At 61.2% G+C, this 21,318-nt stretch carries 17 protein-coding genes; 5 read left to right on the plus strand and 12 right to left on the minus strand.

Translation table 11 applies throughout. From position 1 onward, the window contains the following. Positions 1-39: 39 nt before the first annotated feature. From E1K68_RS25435 to E1K68_RS25455, 5 genes are all read right to left on the minus strand, one after another. Positions 40-3,057 (minus strand): sarcosine oxidase subunit alpha, encoded by a 3,018-nt coding sequence (locus E1K68_RS25435; RefSeq protein WP_192002872.1) that lies wholly within the window; start codon positions 3,055-3,057, stop codon positions 40-42. Beyond that, the gene (locus E1K68_RS25440; protein ID WP_003194855.1) at positions 3,054-3,356 is read right to left on the minus strand and encodes a sarcosine oxidase subunit delta; all 303 of its coding nucleotides are present in this window, start codon (positions 3,354-3,356) and stop codon (positions 3,054-3,056) included. The genes E1K68_RS25435 and E1K68_RS25440 overlap by 4 nt, the downstream gene beginning before the upstream one ends. A gap of 15 nt (positions 3,357-3,371) precedes the next feature. Next, complete coding sequence (locus E1K68_RS25445; RefSeq protein WP_003176546.1) at positions 3,372-4,622, minus strand: sarcosine oxidase subunit beta; 1,251 nt, start codon at positions 4,620-4,622, stop codon at positions 3,372-3,374. Between the two features lie 22 nt (positions 4,623-4,644). Then, positions 4,645-5,898: a serine hydroxymethyltransferase gene (gene glyA, locus E1K68_RS25450; protein WP_003194857.1), complete on the minus strand. Its 1,254-nt coding sequence runs from the start codon at positions 5,896-5,898 to the stop codon at positions 4,645-4,647. 236 nt (positions 5,899-6,134) lie between these two features. Next, a complete protein-coding gene (locus tag E1K68_RS25455; protein WP_003194860.1) occupies positions 6,135-6,863 on the minus strand; it encodes a TraX family protein in 729 nt (242 codons plus the stop codon). A 90-nt stretch (positions 6,864-6,953) separates the two neighbouring features. On the opposite strand from E1K68_RS25455, the gene E1K68_RS25460 reads away from it, so the two are divergent. From E1K68_RS25460 to E1K68_RS25470, 3 genes are all read left to right on the plus strand, one after another. Further along, the gene (locus E1K68_RS25460; protein ID WP_003194862.1) at positions 6,954-7,994 is read left to right on the plus strand and encodes a low specificity L-threonine aldolase; all 1,041 of its coding nucleotides are present in this window, start codon (positions 6,954-6,956) and stop codon (positions 7,992-7,994) included. 193 nt (positions 7,995-8,187) lie between these two features. Next, positions 8,188-8,388 (plus strand): hypothetical protein, encoded by a 201-nt coding sequence (locus tag E1K68_RS25465; protein ID WP_003194864.1) that lies wholly within the window; start codon positions 8,188-8,190, stop codon positions 8,386-8,388. 131 nt (positions 8,389-8,519) lie between these two features. Further along, positions 8,520-9,053, plus strand: a complete 534-nt coding sequence (locus tag E1K68_RS25470) for a hypothetical protein (RefSeq protein WP_003194866.1) — start codon at positions 8,520-8,522, stop codon at positions 9,051-9,053. A gap of 353 nt (positions 9,054-9,406) precedes the next feature. On the opposite strand, the gene gbcB is transcribed toward E1K68_RS25470, so the two are convergent. Next, a complete protein-coding gene (gene gbcB / locus E1K68_RS25475; protein ID WP_003234447.1) occupies positions 9,407-10,507 on the minus strand; it encodes a glycine-betaine demethylase subunit GbcB in 1,101 nt (366 codons plus the stop codon). A gap of 282 nt (positions 10,508-10,789) precedes the next feature. Here gbcB and gbcA point away from each other — a divergent pair, with 282 nt between their 5' ends. Then, positions 10,790-12,085: a glycine-betaine demethylase subunit GbcA gene (gene gbcA / locus E1K68_RS25480; RefSeq protein ID WP_034133938.1), complete on the plus strand. Its 1,296-nt coding sequence runs from the start codon at positions 10,790-10,792 to the stop codon at positions 12,083-12,085. A gap of 842 nt (positions 12,086-12,927) precedes the next feature. Here the strand turns inward: gbcA and E1K68_RS25485 are convergent. The 6 genes from E1K68_RS25485 to E1K68_RS25510 form a co-directional block, all read right to left on the minus strand. Continuing rightward, the gene (locus E1K68_RS25485; protein ID WP_094773958.1) at positions 12,928-13,698 is read right to left on the minus strand and encodes an electron transfer flavoprotein subunit beta; all 771 of its coding nucleotides are present in this window, start codon (positions 13,696-13,698) and stop codon (positions 12,928-12,930) included. Between the two features lie 10 nt (positions 13,699-13,708). Next, the gene (locus E1K68_RS25490) at positions 13,709-14,929 is read right to left on the minus strand and encodes an electron transfer flavoprotein subunit alpha/FixB family protein (RefSeq protein WP_212614805.1); all 1,221 of its coding nucleotides are present in this window, start codon (positions 14,927-14,929) and stop codon (positions 13,709-13,711) included. Beyond that, positions 14,929-16,872: a dimethylglycine demethylation protein DgcB gene (gene dgcB, locus E1K68_RS25495; RefSeq protein ID WP_120247532.1), complete on the minus strand. Its 1,944-nt coding sequence runs from the start codon at positions 16,870-16,872 to the stop codon at positions 14,929-14,931. Before dgcB ends, E1K68_RS25490 begins: the two co-directional genes overlap by 1 nt. A gap of 137 nt (positions 16,873-17,009) precedes the next feature. After that, complete coding sequence (gene dgcA / locus E1K68_RS25500; protein WP_003194876.1) at positions 17,010-19,070, minus strand: dimethylglycine demethylation protein DgcA; 2,061 nt, start codon at positions 19,068-19,070, stop codon at positions 17,010-17,012. Between the two features lie 15 nt (positions 19,071-19,085). Next, the gene (locus E1K68_RS25505; RefSeq protein WP_003194877.1) at positions 19,086-19,616 is read right to left on the minus strand and encodes a DUF5943 domain-containing protein; all 531 of its coding nucleotides are present in this window, start codon (positions 19,614-19,616) and stop codon (positions 19,086-19,088) included. 78 nt (positions 19,617-19,694) lie between these two features. After that, positions 19,695-20,672: a dipeptidase gene (locus E1K68_RS25510; RefSeq protein ID WP_003176573.1), complete on the minus strand. Its 978-nt coding sequence runs from the start codon at positions 20,670-20,672 to the stop codon at positions 19,695-19,697. 218 nt (positions 20,673-20,890) lie between these two features. Between E1K68_RS25510 and E1K68_RS25515 the strand changes: the two genes are divergently transcribed. After that, positions 20,891-21,292, plus strand: a complete 402-nt coding sequence (locus E1K68_RS25515) for a lysozyme inhibitor LprI family protein (RefSeq protein ID WP_003194882.1) — start codon at positions 20,891-20,893, stop codon at positions 21,290-21,292. Positions 21,293-21,318 lie beyond the last annotated feature (26 nt).

The following is a 21,318-nucleotide window of genomic DNA, read 5'->3' on the forward strand; positions in this document are numbered from 1 at the left end:
GGAATGCATTCCCACGCAGAGCGTGGGAACGATCAGGTGTCAGACGTTCTGCCGATCACCTTTGGGGTCAAAGAACACCGAAGACACAATCTCGGCCTCGATCACGCTGCCATCCGCTTGCGGCGAGAACACCCGCTCGCCGATGCGCTTCAAGCCGCCCTTCACCACACCCATGGCAAACGAATAGCCCAGGGAGTTATGCGCATAACTTGAGGTAACGTGACCCACCATCTTCATCGGAATCGTCTGCTTCGGATCGAACACCAACTGCGCGCCTTCCGGCAGCCACACGTTCGGGTCAATCGGCTTGAGCCCCACCAACTGCTTGCGTTCTTCACGCACGCAGTCTTCACGGTTCATCCCGCGCCAGCCGATCCACGAGAACGGCTTGGTACGGCCGACGCACCAGCCCATGTTCAGGTCGTCCGGGGTCATCGAACCGTCGGTGTCTTGCCCGACGATGATGAAGCCCTTCTCGGCGCGCAGGACGTGCATGGTCTCGGTGCCGTACGGGGTCAGGTTGTACTTTTTGCCGGCCTCGACGATTTTTTCCAGCACGCCCATGGCGTAGTCGGCCTGCACGTTGACTTCGTACGACAGCTCACCGGTAAACGAGATACGGAACACCCGCGCCGGCACGCCGCCCACCAGGCCTTCCTTCCAGGTCATGAACGGGAAGCCGTCCTTGTCCAGGTCGATGTCGGTGACTTCCGCCAGCAGCTTGCGGCTGTTGGGGCCCGACAAGGTCATGGTTGCCCAATGGTCGGTGACCGAGGTGAAGTACACCTTGAGGTCCGGCCATTCGGTCTGTTGGTAGATTTCCAGCCACTGCAACACGCGGGCGGCGCCGCCAGTGGTGGTGGTCATCAGGAAGTGGTTGTCGGCCAGACAGGCAGTCACGCCGTCGTCGAAGACCATGCCATCTTCCTTGCACATCAGGCCGTAGCGCGCCTTGCCCACGTCGAGCTTGGTCCAGGCGTTGCTGTAGATACGGTTGAGGAACTCGCGGGCATCCGGGCCTTGAATGTCGATCTTGCCGAGGGTGGAGGCGTCCAGCAGGCCGACGCTGTCACGCACCGCCAGGCATTCGCGCTTCACCGCGGCGTGCAGGTCTTCACCGTTGCGCGGGAAATACCACGGGCGTTTCCACTGACCGACGTCTTCAAACTCGGCGCCGTTCTTCACGTGCCAGGCCTGCAGGGCGGTGTAGCGTACCGGCTCGAAGATATGCCCACAGTGACGGCCCGCTACGGCGCCGAACGTCACCGGCGTGTAGTTGGGACGGAACATGGTGGTGCCCATCTGCGGGATGGTCACGTTCAACGAACGGGCGGCGATGGCCAGGCCGTTGACGTTACCCAGCTTGCCCTGGTCAGTGCCGAAGCCCAGCGCGGTGTAGCGTTTGACGTGCTCCACCGACTCGAAACCTTCGCGGGTGGCCAGTTCGATGGCGGCGGCGGTCACGTCGTTTTGCAGGTCGACAAATTGCTTGGGCGCCCGTGCAGTGGCTTTTTCGTGGGGCACCTGGAACAGTGCCAGGGTTGGCTCTTCAAGACGGCTCAAGGCTTTTGGCAGCGTGCCTTCAACCGGGGCAAAACCGGCTTCGCTGGCCGCACGCACACCACCTTCAAAGCCATCGGCGAGGGAATCGCCAAGGCCGTAGACGCCGTTGATGCCACCGACGCACACGCGCTTTTGCGGTGCTTCGCCCGGTACAAACCCGAGGATATCTTCACGCCAGGTCGGCTTGCCGCCCAGGTGCGAGGCCAGGTGCACCACCGGGCTGTAACCGCCGGAGCTGGCGACCAGGTCGCAGTCCAGCCACTCGCCGGGGCTGGTGACTTTATGCGCTTTAACATCAATGGCCGCTACGCGGGCGCCAGTGACGTGCTTACTGCCACGGGCTTCGATCACGGCGCTGCCGGTGAGGATGCGAATACCTTTGGCACGAGCTTCTTCCACCAGTGCACCGCGTGGGTTGTGGCGCGCATCGGCCACCGCGACAACGGTGAGGCCCGCATCGAACCAATCCAGCGCTACGCGATAGGCATGGTCATTGTTGGTCGACAGCAGCAGTTTTTTACCCGGTGCCACGCCATAACGACGCACGTAGGTAGACACCGCACCTGCGAGCATATTGCCCGGCACATCGTTGTTGCCGTACACCAGCGGACGCTCGCACGCACCGGTGGCCAGCACCACACGCTTGGCACGTACGCGGTGGATACGCTGACGCACCACGCCAATCGGCGCACGGTCACCCAGGTGGTCGGTCAGGCGTTCGTGAATGGTCAGGAAGTTATGGTCGTGGTAGCCGTTGACGGTGGCGCGGGGCAGCAGCACCACGTCCGGCAGGGCTTTCAATTCGGCAATGACGCTGGCGACCCATTCAGTGGCCGGCTTGCCGTCGAGGCTTTCACGGGAGTCGAGCAGCGAGCCACCGAACTCTTCCTGCTCGTCGGCGATGATCACCCGAGCACCGCTGCGCGCAGCGGCCAGCGCAGCCGCGAGGCCCGCAGGGCCTGCGCCCACCACCAGCACGTCGCAATGACGGTTGAAGTTGTCGTAGGTGTCCGGGTCGTTCTCGGTGGGCGAGCGACCAAGGCCCGCCGCCTTGCGGATGTACTTCTCGTAGGTCATCCAGAACGATTGTGGGTACATGAAGGTTTTGTAGTAGAAGCCCGGCGGCATCAGCTTGCCGCCGACCTTGCCGAGAATGCCCATCATGTCGTTGTTCACGCTCGGCCAGCCGTTGGTGCTGGTGGCGACCAAGCCCTGGTAGAGCGCCTGTTGGGTGGCGCGCACGTTGGGGATCTGCGTGGCTTCGGTGGCGCCGATCTGCAGCACCGCGTTCGGCTCTTCGGCGCCTGCGGCAAAGATGCCCCGTGGGCGCGAGTACTTGAAGCTGCGGCCAATGATGTCGACGCCGTTGGCCAGCAGGGCTGCGGCCAGGGTGTCGCCTTCAAAGCCTTTGTAGCTCTGACCGTTGAACGTAAACGTCAGGACTTTATTACGGTCGATGCGGCCACCGTTGGACAGGCGATTGATCTGGCTCATACCTTCTCTCCAGAGGCCTTGGCGGTGAACTGAGGCTTCTCACCGATCTTGTAGGTTTCAAGAATTTCGTAGGTGACGGTGTCGCGGGTGGCGTTGAAATACTGGCGGCAACCGGCGGCGTGGATCCACAGTTCGTGGTGCAGGCCGCGCGGGTTATCGCGAAAGAACATGTAGTCGCCCCACTGCTCGTCGGTGCAGGCATTCGGGTCCAGCGGGCGCGGGATGTGCGCTTGGCCGGACGCGTGGAATTCCTCTTCGGAGCGCAGTTCGCCACAGTGAGGACAGAAGATATGCAACATAGGGAATTTCTCCTGTTAGTGGGCGACGGCCGCAGCGCCGTGTTCGTCGATCAACGCACCGTTGTGGAAACGGTCGATGGAAAAAGGTGCGGCCAGCGGGTGCATTTCACCCTTGGCCAGGCTGGCGGCAAACACGTTGCCTGAGCCTGGAGTGGCCTTGAAGCCGCCCGTGCCCCAACCGCAGTTGAAGAACATGTTCGGTACCGGGGTCTTGGAGATGATCGGGCAGGCATCCGGCGTGGTGTCGACGATGCCGCCCCACTGGCGGTTCATGCGCACCCGCGACAGCACCGGGAACATCTCGACGATGGCCTGGATGGTGTGCTCGATCACCGGGTACGAGCCACGCTGGCCGTAGCCGTTGTAGCCGTCGATACCGGCGCCGATCACCAGGTCGCCCTTGTCGGACTGGCTGATGTAACCGTGCACGGCGTTGGACATGATCACGCTGTCGATAATCGGCTTGATCGGCTCCGACACCAGGGCTTGCAGCGGGTGGGATTCGATCGGCAGGCGAAAGCCCGCCAGCGAGGCCATGTGCCCGGAGTTACCGGCTGTGACCACACCGACGCGCTTGGCGCCGATAAAGCCCTTGTTGGTTTCCACACCGATGCACACGCCGTTTTCCTTGCGAAAACCGATCACCTCGGTCTGCTGGATCAAGTCCACGCCCAAGGCATCGGCGGCACGGGCAAAACCCCAGGCCACGGCATCGTGACGGGCCACGCCGCCGCGCCGTTGCACGGTGGCGCCGAGTACGGGGTAACGGGTGTTCTTCGAGCAATCCAAATACGGGATTTCGTCGGCCACTTGCTGGGCATTCAGCAGTTCGCCGTCCACGCCGTTGAGGCGGTTGGCGCTCACACGACGTTCGGAATCACGGATGTCCTGCAGGGTGTGGCACAGGTTGTACACGCCACGCTGGGAGAACATCACGTTGTAGTTCAGGTCCTGGGACAGGCCTTCCCAGAGTTTCATTGCATGTTCGTACAGGTGCGCCGACTCGTCCCACAGGTAGTTGGAACGCACGATGGTGGTGTTGCGCGCGGTGTTACCGCCGCCCAGCCAGCCTTTTTCGACCACGGCCACGTTGGTGATGCCGTGCTCCTTGGCCAGGTAGTAGGCGGTCGCCAGGCCATGCCCGCCACCGCCGACGATGACCACGTCGTAGACCTTTTTAGGGGTCGGCGTGCGCCACATCTTCTGCCAGTTTTCGTGATGGCTGAGGGAGTGCTTGAAGAGGCCGAAGCCTGAGTAGCGTTGCATAGTCATTACTCCAAAACCGCGCTCAGCGATAAACCGGGAAATCAGCGCACAGGGCAGACACGTGCTTGGCCACGTTGGCCTCGACATCGGCGTCACCGAGGTTGTCGAGGATGTCGCAGATCCAGCCGGCCAGCTCGACGCACTGCGGCACTTTGAAGCCACGGGTGGTCACCGCCGGGGTACCGATGCGCAGGCCCGAGGTCACGAACGGCGACTGCGGGTCATTGGGCACCGCATTTTTGTTGACGGTGATGTGGGCGCGACCCAGAGCGGCATCCGCCTCTTTGCCGGTGAGGCCTTGGCGGATCAGGCTGACCAGGAACAGGTGGTTGTCGGTGCCGCCGGAGACCACATCGTAGCCACGCTTGATGAACACTTCGGCCATGGCCTGGGCGTTATCGATCACTTGCTGCTGGTACGCCTTGAAGCCGGGCTCCAGCGCTTCCTTGAAGCACACGGCCTTGCCGGCGATCACGTGCATCAGCGGGCCGCCCTGGGCGCCGGGGAATACCGCAGCGTTGAGTTTCTTTTCGATTTCTTCGTTGGCCTTGGCCAGAATCAGGCCGCCCCGTGGACCGCGCAGGGTCTTGTGGGTGGTGGTGGTGACCACGTCGGCATAAGGCAGCGGGTTGGGGTACAGGCCGGCGGCGACCAGGCCGGCAACGTGGGCCATGTCGACGAACAACAGCGCGCCTACTTTGTCGGCGATCTGACGAAAGCGTGGGAAATCCAGGGTTTTGGAGTAGGCCGAGAAACCCGCCACCACCATCTTCGGCTTATGCTCGACCGCCAGGCGCTCGACTTCGTCGTAGTCGATCAAGCCGGTGTCGGTGTTGATGCCGTATTGCACCGCGTTGTACAGCTTGCCCGAGGACGACACTTTAGCGCCGTGGGTCAGGTGACCGCCGTGGGCCAGGCTCATGCCCAGGATGGTGTCGCCGGCATTGATCAGCGCCAGGTACACGGCGCTGTTGGCCGAGGAACCGGAGTGCGGCTGCACGTTGGCGTAATCGGCGCCGAACAGCTGCTTGGCGCGTTCGATGGCCAGGGCTTCGACCTTGTCCACATGCTCGCAGCCACCATAGTAGCGCTTGCCCGGGTAGCCTTCGGCGTACTTGTTGGTGAGACCGCTGCCTTGAGCTTCCATCACGCGCTTGCTGGTGTAGTTCTCCGACGCGATCAGCTCGATATGATCTTCCTGGCGCTGCTCCTCGGCATTCATCGCCGCCAGCAGTGCGTCGTCATATCCCTGAATCTGGTCTTGTTTGCTGAACATCGCGTCTCTCCCAGCCTTTCGTATTGTTGAGGCCCTCGCAGGGCCCTTTGATGCGATGGTAGGGCTGGCGCGTGCGGGCCAAATGCCTGCGCACGCCACGCAAAGGTGCGTTTACGACATGGGCTGAAGAATGTGCAAAAGCTTGTGTGGGAGCTGGCTTGCCTGCGATCGCATCGCTGCGGTGCAACGGGCAGACCGAGGTGTCTGCATCGCAGGCAAGCCAGCTCCCACAGGGGTTAGGCGATGAGTTTGCGAACGAGTAGCAACAGAAGAAAATGCATGGGATACAGGGCATAGGCCCAGCGTCGCATGGCCGGGGGTTTGGCGTTTTTGCCGTGTCGCAATAAGACCAACCCAGCCAGCGGCGCACTCAGACATGTAGCCAACCCCAACAGCGCCACAAGCGTGCCGCTATTGAGCAGAATCTGCCACTGATTGGCGGCGACGCAGACCAAACCCGGCAGCACGCTGAAATACCAGGGCCGTCGAAACACCAGCAATAACGCCAGTGGCAGCAATACACCAAAGAAACCGAACATCAAATGCTGTGAAAACACGGCTGCCATTGTAGCGGCGATCAGCGCCAATCCTCGATCAACCAACGCCTTTTGCTGCCAACCTCGGGCAACCAGCAGGCCCAGCGCCAGGGTCGGCAACACGTTCAAGGTATCAGCATCTTCGATAAACATCCGATAAGGCACTTCGCTGATCACGCTGAACAGCAGCAACCAACCCAAGTAGCGCCAATGGCCGGTCACCGGGGCGTAACGGACGCGATGCAAATTGGCCGCAATCGCCAGGCAGAACCATGGAAACGCCAGGCGCCCCGGCACGTATAGCCCATCCAGGCTCAGCCCCACATAGCGCAGGTGATCAAGCACCATACTCAGCAGCGCCAGCCACTTGAGCAGATCCAAAGCGCCATCTCGGACAGGTCCGACAGGCAGGGTGTGAGTACCGTGCATAATTCCCCAACGACTTTGCATTTACAGTGCGTGCGCGCCCCCGGCAATCTTGGGTAAAGTGCGCACCAACATCGACCACAGGAACGGGCCATGACCGACAAGAGCCAACAATTCGCCAGTGACAACTATTCCGGCATCTGCCCGGAAGCCTGGGCCGCCATGGAACAAGCCAACCAGGGCCATCAGCGCGCCTACGGCGATGATGAATGGACCCACCGCGCCGCCGACGGTTTCCGCAATCTGTTCGAGACCGACTGCGAGGTGTTCTTCGCTTTCAACGGTACGGCCGCCAACTCCCTGGCGCTGTCCTCGTTGTGCCAGAGCTACCATAGCGTGATTTGCTCGGAAACCGCCCACGTCGAGACCGACGAATGCGGCGCGCCGGAGTTTTTCTCCAACGGCTCCAAACTGCTGGTTGCCCGCACCGAAAACGGCAAGCTGACCCCGGAATCGATCCGCGAGATCGCCCTCAAGCGCCAGGACATCCACTACCCCAAACCCCGCGTAGTCACCCTGACCCAGGCCACCGAAGTCGGCAGCGTGTACACCCCGGAAGAAATCCGCGCCATCAGCGCTACCTGTAAAGAGCTGGGCCTGAACCTGCACATGGACGGCGCACGCTTCGCCAATGCCTGTGCATTCCTGGGTTGCTCACCGGCCGACCTGACCTGGAAAGCCGGCGTGGACGTGCTGTGCTTTGGCGGCACCAAAAACGGCATGGCCGTGGGTGAAGCCATCCTGTTCTTCAATCACAAACTGGCTGAAGACTTTGACTACCGCTGCAAACAGGCCGGCCAGTTGGCCTCGAAAATGCGCTTCCTCTCGGCCCCGTGGGTGGGCCTGCTGGAAAACGACGCCTGGCTCAAACATGCACGTCATGCCAACCACTGTGCACAACTGCTCAGCAGCCTAGTGGCAGATATTCCCGGCGTGGAATTGATGTTCCCGGTACAGGCCAACGGCGTATTCCTGCAACTCTCGGAGCCCGCGATTGCAGCGCTGACCGCCAAGGGCTGGCGCTTCTACACCTTCATCGGCAAAGGCGGTGCGCGTTTCATGTGTGCGTGGGATACCGAGGAAGAGCGTGTAAGGGAATTGGCTGCCGATATTCGGGAAGTAATGAACGCTTAACGTACGAATTCGGCCAGTTGGTACTGGCCGATTGCCGAGACTGTTTTTTGATATTTCTGACCGCTACGTAGCTCGCTTTCATTGTCTAGCCTCTTGTTACCCGCAAGGAAAACGCAGCGATAACTGCCACCTTTCGGGTTTCACCGCCAGCCGAATAATCGGCCGCAAAGGCACATCAATGGAGAGGTTTCTCATGGAATATCAAAGCAATGGCAACACACTGCAAAGCGGCGGCAGCACTAGCACCACGGTCATAGACTGGGACGAGTTCAGGAAACACGCCAAAATCGGGGACACCATTCAAGAGCCATCACGGACGTTGACCATCTACGACAAAGCCTACGAATTGACAAACTCAGGCCAGCACTTCGTTGTCCATATCTACGCCCAATAACTGTTAACGCCTAAGCGCCGCGTCGCAGATTCATGGCCTGCGACGCGACGCTGAATCATGATCGCTCCTGCGCTCCGCGTGGGAATGCCTCCTCGGACGCTCCGCACCCACCCGAAATCAAGGATGAACACGTGGGCAGAAGCCGCTATGTCATCACCGAACCCGAAAAACCCCACTTCCTCACCTGCACTGTCATGGAATGGCTCCCCCTCTTCACCCGCAACTACCTGGTGGACCATCTTCTGGATTGCTGGCGATATCAACAAAGCAACCACGCTTTAAACTTGTTCGGTTACGTCATCCTGGAAAATCACTTGCACTTTATTGCTCAAGCGCCCGATCTGGGAAAGTGCGTCAGCCAATTCAAATCCTTCACCGCCCGCACCATCATTGACGACCTGCAAAGCAAAGGCGCGGAGCGGGTATTGCAGCGCCTGCGTTTCTGCAAGCGTGCACACAAGACAGATCGTGTTTATCAACTGTGGCAGGAAGGTTCACATGCGGAATTGGTTTACAGCGAGGCAGTCATGCGCCAGAAGCTTGATTACATCCATCACAACCCCATAAAGCGAGGCTATGTGGACCTGGCTGAACACTGGCGTTACTCCAGCGCCCGCAACTATGCAGGTATGCCAGGCCTGATCGACATCCAACCTTGGCTCTGAAGATCCGCGTCACCCTTCATTTGCGACGGGACGCGGAGCGTCCTGGAAGGCGTTACCACGCAGAGCGTGGGAACGAGCATGTAGCCTTCTGCCGGGAAGATCGTTCCCGCGCTCCGCGTGGGAATGCAGCCCGTGACGCTCCGCGTCACCCTTCATTTGCGACGGGACGCGGAGCGTCCTGGAGGGTGTTACCACGCAGAGCGTGGGAACGAGCATGTAGCCTTCTGCCGGGAAGATCGTTCCCGCGCTCCGCGTGGGAATGCAGCCCGTGACGCTCCGCGTCACCCTTCATTTGCGACGGGACGCGGAGCGTCCTGGAAGGTGTTACCACGCAGAGCGTGGGAACGAGCAGATCAGAACTCGATCCGCACATCACCCTTCGGCACACTGCAGCACGACAGGATGTAGCCTTCGGCCTCGTCCTCTTCGGTAATCCCGCCGTTGTGCTCCATCTCGACCTCGCCGCCCAGCTTCATCACCTTGCACGTGCCACAGATGCCCATGCCACAGGCCTTGGGGATCAGCAGGCCGAGCTTGGCGGCCGCGGCGTGCACCGTTTCTCCCGGTGCCACGCGAATGCTCTTGCCGGACGCGATAAATTCCACTTGATGCAGGTCTGCCAGGTCGACCTCCGGCGCATCCGCCGCTTGCTCGGCCTGCTCCACCGCATCGGCACGGGCTTCGGGCGGCGTCGCGCCAAACGATTCCTCGTGATAACGGGTCATGTCGAAACCGGCGGCCTCCAGCAAGCGCTTCACCGCGCTCATGTACGGCGTAGGGCCGCAGCAGAACACTTCGCGCTCAAGGAAGTCCGGCACCATCAGCTCCAGCATTTTGTGGTTCAGATAGCCGCGATACCCGGCCCAGGGTTCGCCCAGGCCGTGTTTTTCGCAAATCAGGTGCAGGCTGAAGTTGTCGATCCGCGACGCCATGTGCTCCAGCTCGCGGTGATAGATGATGTCCTTGGGCGAGCGGGCGCTGTGGACAAAAGTCATGTCGACGTTGGCGTTGGTGTCGTAGAACCAGCGCGCCATGGACATGACCGGCGTGATCCCAACGCCGCCGCTGAGGTACAGCACTTTCGGGCTTGGGAAGTCGATGGCGTTGAACAGCCCGACCGGGCCGTGTACCGCCAACTCCTGGCCTTCGTGCAGGGTGTCATGCAGCCAATTGGAAACCCGACCGCCCGGTACGCGCTTGATGGTCACCGAAAAGCTGTAAGGCACCGACGGTGAGCTGGAAATGGTGTACGAGCGCATGATCGGCTGGCCTTCGATTTCCAGCTCCAGGGTGACAAATTGCCCCGGCTTGAAAAAGAACAGGATCGGCTGGTCAGCCATAAAGCAGAAGGTGCGCACATCCCAGGTTTCCTGGATGACTTTGACGCAACGGACGATGTGCCGACCATTGGCCCAGGTCTGGGTGGTTACCGGATTCAGGAAATTATTGGACATGTTGTTCTCCACCGCCGACGTCGGCCTTATGGTGGCGATTCTGCGTAACGCGAGAACCACCCATTTACCTATCTGCGACATTCACATACTTACGGCGACCAGCCCCAAAAGACAGGGGCTTGCGCGTCGGGATCAGATTGGGCCATGTCGCCCATGGATAAGGTCCGACGTGACGCCGGGCCCACACTCGCTCCCAACAAAGACGCGTTCTTTACGCCTTGCACAGCACCAACCGTAGCCACTATTCGCCGGCCACACAGAATGGCCATGAGGACACACACGATGGACGTCACCGCAACCTTAAGCTTGGGCGATCCGCTGGAACCCGCACGCAAGGCCACCGCGCAAATGCTGCAAGAGCGCGAGCGCACTTTTTCGCTGCCGCAGCCGTTTTACTCTGATGAGCGGCTGTTCGATATCGACATGCAGGAGATCTTCCAGAAAGAGTGGTTGATCGCCGGCATGACCTGCGAAATCCCCACCAAGGGCAACTACCTGACCCTGCAAGTGGGCAAGAACCCGATCATCGTGATCCGGGGTGCCGACGGCGTGGTGCATGCGTTCCACAACGTCTGCCGCCATCGTGGCTCGCGCTTGTGCACCAGCGACAAGGGCAAGGTCGCCAAATTGGTCTGCCACTACCACCAGTGGACCTACGAGCTGGACGGCCGCCTGCTGTTCGCCGGCACCGAGATGGGCGCCGATTTCGACATGAAGCAGTACGGCCTCAAGCCAGTGAACGTGAAAACCGCTGGCGGCTACATCTTTATCAGCCTGGCCGAAACCCCACCGGCCATCGATGACTTCCTGTCGACGCTCAACCATTACATGGAACCCTACGACATGGAGAACACCAAGGTGGCGATCCAGACCACCTTGTTCGAAAAAGCCAACTGGAAGCTGGTGCTGGAAAACAACCGCGAGTGCTACCACTGCAACGCGTCACACCCCGAACTGCTGAAAACCCTGCTGGAGTGGGACGACGTCACCGACCCGCGCGCCGACCAGGCGTTCAAGGACCACGTGGCCGCTTCTGCTGCCGCCTGGGATGCCGAGAAGATCCCTTACGCCCATGCCAGCTTCGGCCTGCGTAACCGCATCGTGCGCATGCCGCTACTCAAGGGCACCGTGTCGATGACCCTGGATGGCAAGCAAGGCTGCGCCAAGCTCATGGGCCGCATCAAGAACCCGGACCTGGGCTCGATGCGCATCCTGCACCTGCCCCACTCCTGGAACCACTGCATGGGCGACCACATCATTGTGTTCACCGTGTGGCCGATCAGCGCCCAGGAAACCATGGTCACCACCAAGTGGATCGTGCACAAGGACGCCGTGGAAGGCGTGGACTACGACGTGGAGCGCATGCGCCAGGTGTGGGACGCCACCAACGACCAGGACCGCCGCCTGGCCGAAGAGAACCAGCGTGGCATCAACTCCACCGCTTACCAGCCTGGCCCTTACTCCAAGACCTATGAGTTTGGCGTGGTGAATTTTGTGGATTGGTACAGCGAGCGGATGTTGAGCAACCTGGGTGCTGCGCCGGCGCCGTATCTCAAAGGTGTGGCGGCACACGAATAAAAATGTGGGAGCGGGTTTGCTCGCGAACGCGGTGTATCAGCTTGCACATGTAGTGGCTGACACACCGTATTCGCGAGCAAGCCCGCTCCCACACCGACCTCACAGTGATCAAAATTTGATCACCCTTCTCGCAGAGCGCTAGCGCCCTGCCCTCCAGCCTTTACCCAACAACTTATCCACAAAGCCACCCACAGCAATTGTGGGCAAGTGCGTTGTGCACGCAAATTAAATCAAGAAAATCCGTGACTTATTTAAACTTGCGGGTTTTATCTTAAGCTGTTCATTTATTAACCAAACCTCCAATAGCCTTGTTTTGCGTGGCTTTCAGCGGTAAGCGAACACCTTATCCACAGATGCGCCAACAGACTTTGGGGGCAACTTTGACTGGGCTGTGGAAAAGCCTGTCAAAGCCTCATAAATAGTGGATATCCAGCAGTTTAGAAGGCGAAAATGCGGGTTTTGATCAATTATCAACCAACCCAGCGCAGGCCACGTTTTATAAGGCCTGTAGCGGATAGCGAACATCTTATCCACAAAAGCGCCAACAGACTTTGGGGGCAACTGCGGGCTTTAATCCAGTTAAAACCCAAGGAAAAACCGTAAGTTAGGTTGGTTGTTTTTCGTACAGAGGGCTGCAGAGCTTGATACGCCGGGCTTGTGGACACCCGCGAACAGTTTATCCACAGGCGGATCAACAGGCATTGTGGGTAAGCCAAAGCCTCTGCAAGAAAATGTGGGAGCGGGCTTGCCCGCGATTGCAGCACGTCAACGTAGGCATGGGTTACTGACCCACCGCTATCGCAGGCAAGCCAGCTCCCACAAAGTTTGATGGTGGTCAGGGATCAGCGTACGACGCCCTCTTCTACAAGAAGCTTGAGAATTGCCTGCGCGCCCTCTTCGGCGCTGACGCCCTTGAGCACCTGCCCACCGCCGCCACTGGCCTTGGCTGTGGCAGCTTTCATGCGATCGGCGCCGCTCTTGGCCTTGATCACCTTGAGGCGCTTGGGCCGTGGCTTGGCCGGTTGCAACAGTGCGCCTGTGAATAACTCGTCGTGTTCAATCTCGACGTCATGGGCGGCCAGCTCACCCCGTTGCGCCGGGCCGTATGCGCTCTGGCGTGGCTTGGGCGCGGCGTTATCCACAGTGGCGAGAAACGGCAGGCGCACCTTCAAGCGCCGCCGCTGGCCGCGAGGCAGCGCCTGCAGCACCAGGGCGACGCCGGCGTCGATGGACTCCACCTGCGCCAGCCCCACAATCAGCGGCCAGCCCAGTTGTTCGGCCAACAGGAACGGCAGCATTCCCGAACCTTCGCCGGTTTCTGCCTGGCTTCCAGTGAGTACCACTTGGGCACCGGCGTCGCGCAGATACTCACTGAGCACCGGCAAGGCATCCGAGCCGGCCGGCTGTTCCAGTACCTGCAGTTGCGGCAGGCCCATGCCCAGGTAGCTGCGCAGGGTCGGCTCGCTGACATTACCCGCGTGCAGCACCTGCAACTTATCCCCAGCCAGTTGCAGCCCCAGCTCGACCGCGCGCGCGTCCTGCTCGGCGCGGCGTGGACGCCCGGAGGTGGGGTGAGCACCGATGGACACCAGGCTGAATACAGTGTTCGTCATGGTCATATCCTCAGGCTGCATCGCGCTTGGCGCCGTTGCGGTAGGTTTCGACCGCTGCGATCAAAGCTTTGAGTATCGCGGCGCTTTCACCGATCACCGACAGGTCGGCACGCTTGATCATGTCGCAACCCGGGTCGAGGTTGATCGCCACCACCTTGTCGCAGGCACCGATGCCTTGCAGGTGCTGGATCGCCCCGGAAATGCCCACGGCCACGTAGACCCGCGCGGTGACCCAGGTACCGCTGGCGCCGACCTGGCGATCACGCGCCATAAAGCCATCGTCCACTGCCACCCGCGAGGCGCCTTCGGTGGCGCCCAGGGCCGCGGCAGTCTGGTGGAACAACGCCCAGTCCTTCACGCCGTTGCCACCGGAGAAAATAAACTCTGCCTCGGCCATTGGAATCGCTGCCGGGTCGACCGCCACCGCACCCAAGTCTTCGATACGCGGCAAACTGCGCGCCAGGCTTGTGGATAACTCCACGGGCAAGACTTCGTGGCGAGTTTCACTGACCGGATCGGCACATTCCACGGCGGCAAGAATCAGACGTGGCAACGGCCGCGCCAGGTCTTCCTGGCCGGCACCGGCACGGCCGATGCATTCCTCACCCTTGATCTGCCACACCCGCGTTGCCGGGCGTTCCTTGAGGCTGGCGGCAAAGCGTCGCCCCAGTTCGCCCCCCCCGCTGCGGCTGTCCGGCAGCAACCAGTGGCGCGGGCTGAATTGGTTATCCACAGCGCGCAGGCCCTGCACGCGTTGCTCCGGTGCATAACCCTCGAACTCATGCCCATCCAGCACCAGCAGACGGTCGACGCCCGCCGTGGCAAAGGCGCTTTCCTTGTGTTCACCGAACACCACCGCCAACACCGCGCCGTCACTACCGGCCAACTGGCGCGCCAGACCAAGCAGGTCACGGTCGTGGCTGCTCAGGCGGCCACCGACCATGTCCGGTACCACGTTGATGTAGAACGCCGGGGCCGGCACCTGATGCAGCGGCAATTGCACTTCCACTGCCGCGGTGCGCTTGGCCGCGCTGCCCTGCTGGGCACCGCTGCGGTCGATGCGCTTGATGCCGTTGGGGCCGATAAAACTGACACCATGCACGTTTTTGCGAATGACGCCGTTGGGCCCCATCCAGCTGTGTTGCAGCGGCTGCATCGCCGCGTGCAACGGGTGCAGGCGGTTACGGGCGATCCATTCGGCCCGTGGGTCGCGGCGGATAATGTCGCTCATCAGTGCACCTCCGCAGGTTCACGCTTGAGGGGGGCTTTGGCTGGCGCGGCGTCTTCAAGCAGCGCGTCGGCTACCAGCTCGGCGATGTCCTTGATCAACGGGCGCGGTTCGACCACGCCTTCGAGCATCGCGGTGCATTGCGGGCAACCCACGGCCACCAGTTCGGCACCGGTCTCGCGGATGTCGTCCATGCGCATATCGGGGATACGTTGCTTGCCGGGAATGTCGGTGATCGGCGCGCCGCCCCCGCCACCGCAGCAGCGCGACCGGAAGCCCGAGCGTTGCATTTCCTTGACCTCGATACCCAGCGCCCGCAGCACTTGGCGCGGCGCCTCGTATTCACCGTTGTAGCGGCCCAGGTAGCACGGGTCGTGGTAGGTCACGCTGTTGCCTTTATGCTGGCCCAGGTTCAGCGCGCCCTCGCCGATCAGCTCGGCCATGAAGGTGCTGTGGTGCTGCACCCGGTAGTTGCCGTTGAAGGCACCGTATTCGTTTTTCAGCACATGGAAGCTGTGTGGGTCGCAGGTGACGATGCGCTTGAAGCTGTACTTGGCCAGGGTCTGGATATTGCGCGTGGCCAGCAGCTGGAATGTCGCTTCATCGCCGAGGCGGCGCGCCACGTCACCGCTGTCGCGTTCTTCCAGGCCAAGCACGGCGAAGTCGACCTTGGCGGCCTTGAGTACTTTTACGAAGGCGCGCAGGGTACGTTGGTTACGCATGTCGAAGGCGCCATCGCCGACCCAGAACAGTACATCGCAACTGCCATTGTCGCTGAGCAGCGGCAGGTTCAGGTCTGCCGCCCAGTTCAGGCGACCACCGGGGGCAAAGCCGCCAGGGTTGTCGGTGGCGATCAGGTTTTCCAGGACTTCGGCGCCCTTGTTCGGCGTAGCGCCTTTTTCCAGGGTGAGGTGGCGACGCATGTCGACGATGGCGTCCACGTGCTCGATCATCATCGGGCACTCTTCCACGCAGGCGCGGCAGGTGGTGCACGACCACAGGGTCTCGGCGTCCACTAGGCCGTTGACGATCGGCTGGTGCGGGTTGCCGCCGTGTTCGCCCACCGGTTTGCCGGGGTACGGGCTGCCGGCGAACTTGGCATCGGTGCCACCGGCCAGGCCGACCACCATGTCCTGGATGAGTTTTTTCGGGTTCAGTGGCTGGCCGGCGGCAAACGCCGGGCACGCCGCTTCGCACTTGCCGCACTGCACGCAGGCGTCGAAGCCGAGCAGTTGGTTCCAGGTGAAGTCCTTGGGTTTTTCCACGCCCAGCGGCGCGGTTTTATCGCTCAGGTCCAACGGTTTCAACCCGGTGGAGCGGCCACCGCCAAAGCGTTCGGCGCGGCGGTGCCAGGCCAGGTGCAGGGCACCGGCGAAGGCGTGTTTCATCGGCCCGCCCCAGGTCATGCCGAAAAACATTTCGGACACGCCCCACAACACGCCCACGCTCAGCAATGCCGCGAGCAACCAGCCGCCGAAGTCGGCGGGCAGAATCCCGGCCACCGGCAAGGTCACCAGGAAGAAGCTCACCGAGAAGGCCATCAGGCTTTTCGGCAGGCGCATCCACGGGCCTTTGGACAGGCGCGCAGGCGGATTGCGGCGGCGCAGGTACATGAAGATCGCGCCTACAAACATCAATGTCGACGCCAGCAGCAGTGCATAGCCAAGAATGCGGCTCTGCAGGCCGAAACCGTGCACCGCAATCGCCAGCAACGCCGACAGCACAAAGCCCAGCGCCGTCGCAACGTGGGTGTTGGCGATGTATTTGTCACGGGCGACCACGTGGTGCAGGTCGACCATGTAGCGCTTGGGCATGGCCAAAAGGCCGCCCAGCAGGTCGACTTTGGATGCGCGGCCACGACGCCACATGTTCGCCCGGCGCAAAGCGCCGAGGACGGCGAGGCCCAGGGCGGCAAAAAGCAGGATGGGAAGAAGGGTATTCAGCATGGTGAAGCTCCCACTAAGATCGTTCCCACGCTCTGCGTGGGCATGCATCCTGTGACGCTCTGCGTCACGACCTTAAAAGCAGACGCGGAGCGTCCAGGGCGGCATTCCCACGCAGAGCGTGGGAACGATCAGGTGCGTCAGAAATCCTTGCACAAGCGCAGGGCGTCATAGATGGCGGCGTGGGTATTGCGCTGGGCCACACAGTCACCAATGCGGAACAGCAAGTACCCCTCGCCCGCTTCGCTCAAGCAGGGCTGCGGCTTGATCGCAAACAAGGCTTCAACGTCGATCTGGCCCTTGTTGCGTGAGCCTTCCTTGAGCCCGTAGTAAATGGCCTCGTCCGGGCGCACGCCGTTCTCCACCACCACCTGGTCGACCACCCGCTCCTCTTTGGCGCCGGTGTATTCGTTCTCCAGCACAGCCACCAGCTTGTCGCCCTCGCGGTAGACCTTTTCCAGCATCATGTCGCCGGTCATGATCACTTCCTTGGGGTACATGCTGCGGTAGTACGTGGGGAACGATGTTCCGCCGATCGCCACGCCCGGCTTGATGTCGTCGGTGACGATTTCCACCTGGCTGCCTTTGTCGGCCAGGAAGTCGGCCACCGACATCCCGGTGAATTCGCAGATAGTGTCGTACACCAGCACGTTCTTGCCAGGCAGCACCTTGCCGTCGAGCACGTCCCAACTGCTCACCACCAAGCCTTCGGCGGCGCCCCAGTGTTCGTTCTGCTCGATGAACGGATGCCCACCCACCGCCAGCACCACCACGTCCGGACGCACGTCCAGGATGGTCTCGGCATCGGCTGCGACACCCAGGCGCAGGTCGACTTTCAAACGCGCCAGCTCCAGTTGATACCAACGGGTGATACCGGCGATCTGGTCACGCTGCGGCGCTTTCGATGCCGTGGTGATTTGCCCGCCGATAAACTCCTTTTTCTCGAACAGCGTCACGTCGTGGCCACGTTCAGCCGCCACGCGCGCGGCTTCCATCCCGGCCGGGCCGGCCCCCACCACAACCACCTTGCGCTTGGGCCCGGTGGACTTCTCGATGATGTGCGGCACGCCCATGTATTCACGGGAGGTCGCAGCGTTCTGGATGCACAACACATCCAGGCCCTGGTACTGGCGGTCGATGCAGTAGTTGGCGCCCACGCACTGCTTGATCTGGTCGATCTGGCCCATCTTGATCTTGGCGATCAGGTGCGGGTCGGCGATGTGCGCACGGGTCATGCCGACCATGTCCACATAGCCGCCTTCCAGAATGCGCGTGGCCTGGTTCGGGTCCTTGATGTTCTGCGCGTGCAGCACCGGAACCTTGACCACTTCCTTGATGCCGGCCGCCAGGTGCAGGAATGGCTCCGGCGGGTAGCTCATGTTCGGGATGACGTTGGCCAGGGTGTTGTGGGTGTCGCAACCCGAGCCCACCACGCCGATGAAATCGAGCATGCCGGTGTCATCGTAGTACTTGGCGATTTGCTTCATGTCCTCGTGGGACAAGCCGTCCGGGTGGAACTCGTCACCGCACAGGCGCATGCCCACACAGAAGTCATCCCCCACTTCGGCACGCACGGCCTTCAACACTTCCAGGCCGAACTTCATGCGGCCCTCGAAGCTGCCGCCCCATTCATCGGTACGCTTGTTGACCCGCGGGCTCCAGAACTGGTCGATCATGTGCTGGTGCACGGCCGACAATTCCACCCCGTCCAGGCCACCGGCTTTGGCCCGGCGCGCGGCCTGGGCGTAGTTGCCGATCACGCGCCAGATCTCTTCCGGCTCGATGGTCTTGCAGGTGGCACGGTGTACCGGTTCACGCACGCCGGACGGCGACATCAGGGTTGGCCAGTTGAAGCCGTCCCAACGCGAGCGTCGGCCCATGTGGGTAATCTGGATCATGATCTTGGCGCCATGCTTGTGCATGGCATCGGCCAGGTTCTGGAAGTGCGGGATGATGCGGTCGGTAGACAGGTTCACCGACGCCCACCACTCCTGCGGGCTGTCGATGGCCACCACCGAGGAGCCGCCGCAGATCGCCAGGCCAATACCGCCCTTGGCTTTCTCTTCGTAATACTTCACATAGCGGTCGGTGGTCATGCCGCCGTCGGTGGCATACACCTCGGCGTGAGCGGTACTGAGCACTCGGTTGCGGATGGTCAGTTTGCCGATCTGAATCGGCTGGAACATTGCTTCGAAAGCCATGGCACGGTCCTCGGCTTACAACGGCTTGACGGTGAACAAGCCGTCATCGTGGCCCTCTTCGGAGCCTCCGTAGACTTGTTCGGCGACGGTGCGGATGTTGCTGCCACGCGCTTGCAGGATCTGGTCCATGGCGCCGGCAAACCAGCCGGTGAACATGTAGTCCACCTTGCGGCCGACCTTGCCGTACACATAGACGAATGCCGAGTGTTCCAGCTTGACGCTGGCGGTGCCTTTATCCAGGTCGATGTCCTGGATCTTGAACAGGCCCCAGCCGCGTTGCGACAGGCGTTTCATGTAATGCTCGAACACCGCGACGCCTTCCAGGCCGTGGCATTCAGCTTCTTTTTCGCACCAGTGCCAGGCGGATTTGTAGCCGGCCTTGTAGAGGATCTCGGCGTAGGCGTCCGCGCCCAGCACTTCTTCGATGCCCATATGGTTGTTGACGAAGAAATGGCGTGGCACGTACAGCATCGGCAGGGCGTCGGAGGTCCAGACACCGGTTTCGCTGTCGACTTCAATTGGCAATTGCGGGGCGATCTTGGCCATGGAAACTCAACTCCAGAAAATTCGTTTTGATGCCCGCCGCACGGATGGCGGCGGGTGAAGGATTAAGCGAGCAGTGGCTTATTCGCCCCAGACGTCCTTGAGCACGTTGACCCAGTTCTCGCCCATGATCTTGCGCACCACGCGCTCGCTGTGGCCGCGCTTGAGCAGGGTCTCGGTGAGGTTGGGGAACTCACCCACGGTGCGGATGCCCAGCGGGTTGATGATCTTGCCGAAGCTGGTCAGGCGGCGGGCGTAGCCCTTGTCATGGGTGAGCATTTCGAAGAAATCCTGGCCATGGCCCTGGGTGAAGTCGGTGCCGATGCCGATGGCGTCTTCGCCGACGATGTTCATGGTGTATTCGATGGCTTCGGCATAGTCGTCGATAGTCGAGTCGATGCCCTTGGCCAAAAACGGCGCGAACATGGTCACACCGACAAATCCGCCATGGTCGGCGATGAACTTCAGCTCTTCATCGGACTTGTTGCGCGGGTGCTCTTTAAGCCCGGACGGCAGACAGTGGGAGTAGCACACCGGCTTTTTCGATTCGAGGATGACCTCTTCGCTGGTCTTGGAGCCCACGTGGGACAGGTCGCACATGATGCCGACGCGGTTCATCTCGCCGACGATCTCACGCCCGAAACCCGACAGGCCGCCATCGCGCTCGTAGCAACCGGTGCCCACCAGGTTCTGGGTGTTGTAGCACATCTGCACCACGCCCACGCCGAGCTGCTTGAAGATCTCGACATAGCCGAGCTGGTCCTCAAAGGCATGGGCATTCTGGAAGCCGAAGATGATGCCAGTCTTGCCCAGCTCCTTGGCGCGGCGGATGTCGGCGGTGGTTTTCACCGGGATCACCAGGTCGCTGTTTTCGCGGATCAGGGTCTGGCTGGCAACGATGTTATTGATCGTGGCCTGGAAGCCTTCCCACACCGACACCGTGCAATTGGCGGCGGTGAGGCCACCTTTGCGCATGTCTTCGAACAGGTCGCGGTTCCACTTGGCAATAATCAGACCGTCGATAACGATGCTGTCGGCGTGCAACTCGGCTGGGCTCATCAGGCGTCCCCTTATTGGCGATTCATGCGCCGAATCGTCTGCCGGCGCTTTGGGGCCAGCATATGCCCAGGCACCGACGGAGCCGGGTGCAAAAACGACAGGGGAATTGCCGAAAGCGTCAATCCACGACAAAGGCTGCGAAGACAGGCCCCACGGTTGGCTGTTCTTTGTCTTACGCTTGAGCCAGAATTCCTCATCACCTGATATGAGACGGCGCAATGAAATCGATTTTCCTGGCTTTGGCACTCATCGCAACCACCGCCCACGCGGCCGAAGACACCGACAGCACGCCGTGCGACGGCATCGAGAACGACCAGCAAACCCTGGAATGCGCCACCTACAACAAAACCACTGCCGAGCAATTGCTCAAAGATAACTATGAGGGGTTGCTGGAGCGCATGGGTTCGACCTACGGCAGCGATAAGACCAAACTGGCGGACATTACCGCCCGTCTGAAGGATGCCCAGCAAAAATGGGAGAAACTGCGGGATGCCGATTGTGCAGTGGACACCTTCCCGGCAGTGACCGGCACCAAGGCCTACGCGATTGCGCACAACGACTGCCTGGCGCGGATGAGTGATGAACGGTCGGAGTTTTTGGAGTCGATTGGGCAGGAGTAAGCACCCTTCACGCGACCAGGCCGCGC

Source organism: Pseudomonas sp. B2021 (genome assembly GCF_018135665.1).
GTDB classification, from domain to species: domain Bacteria; phylum Pseudomonadota; class Gammaproteobacteria; order Pseudomonadales; family Pseudomonadaceae; genus Aquipseudomonas; species Aquipseudomonas lactis.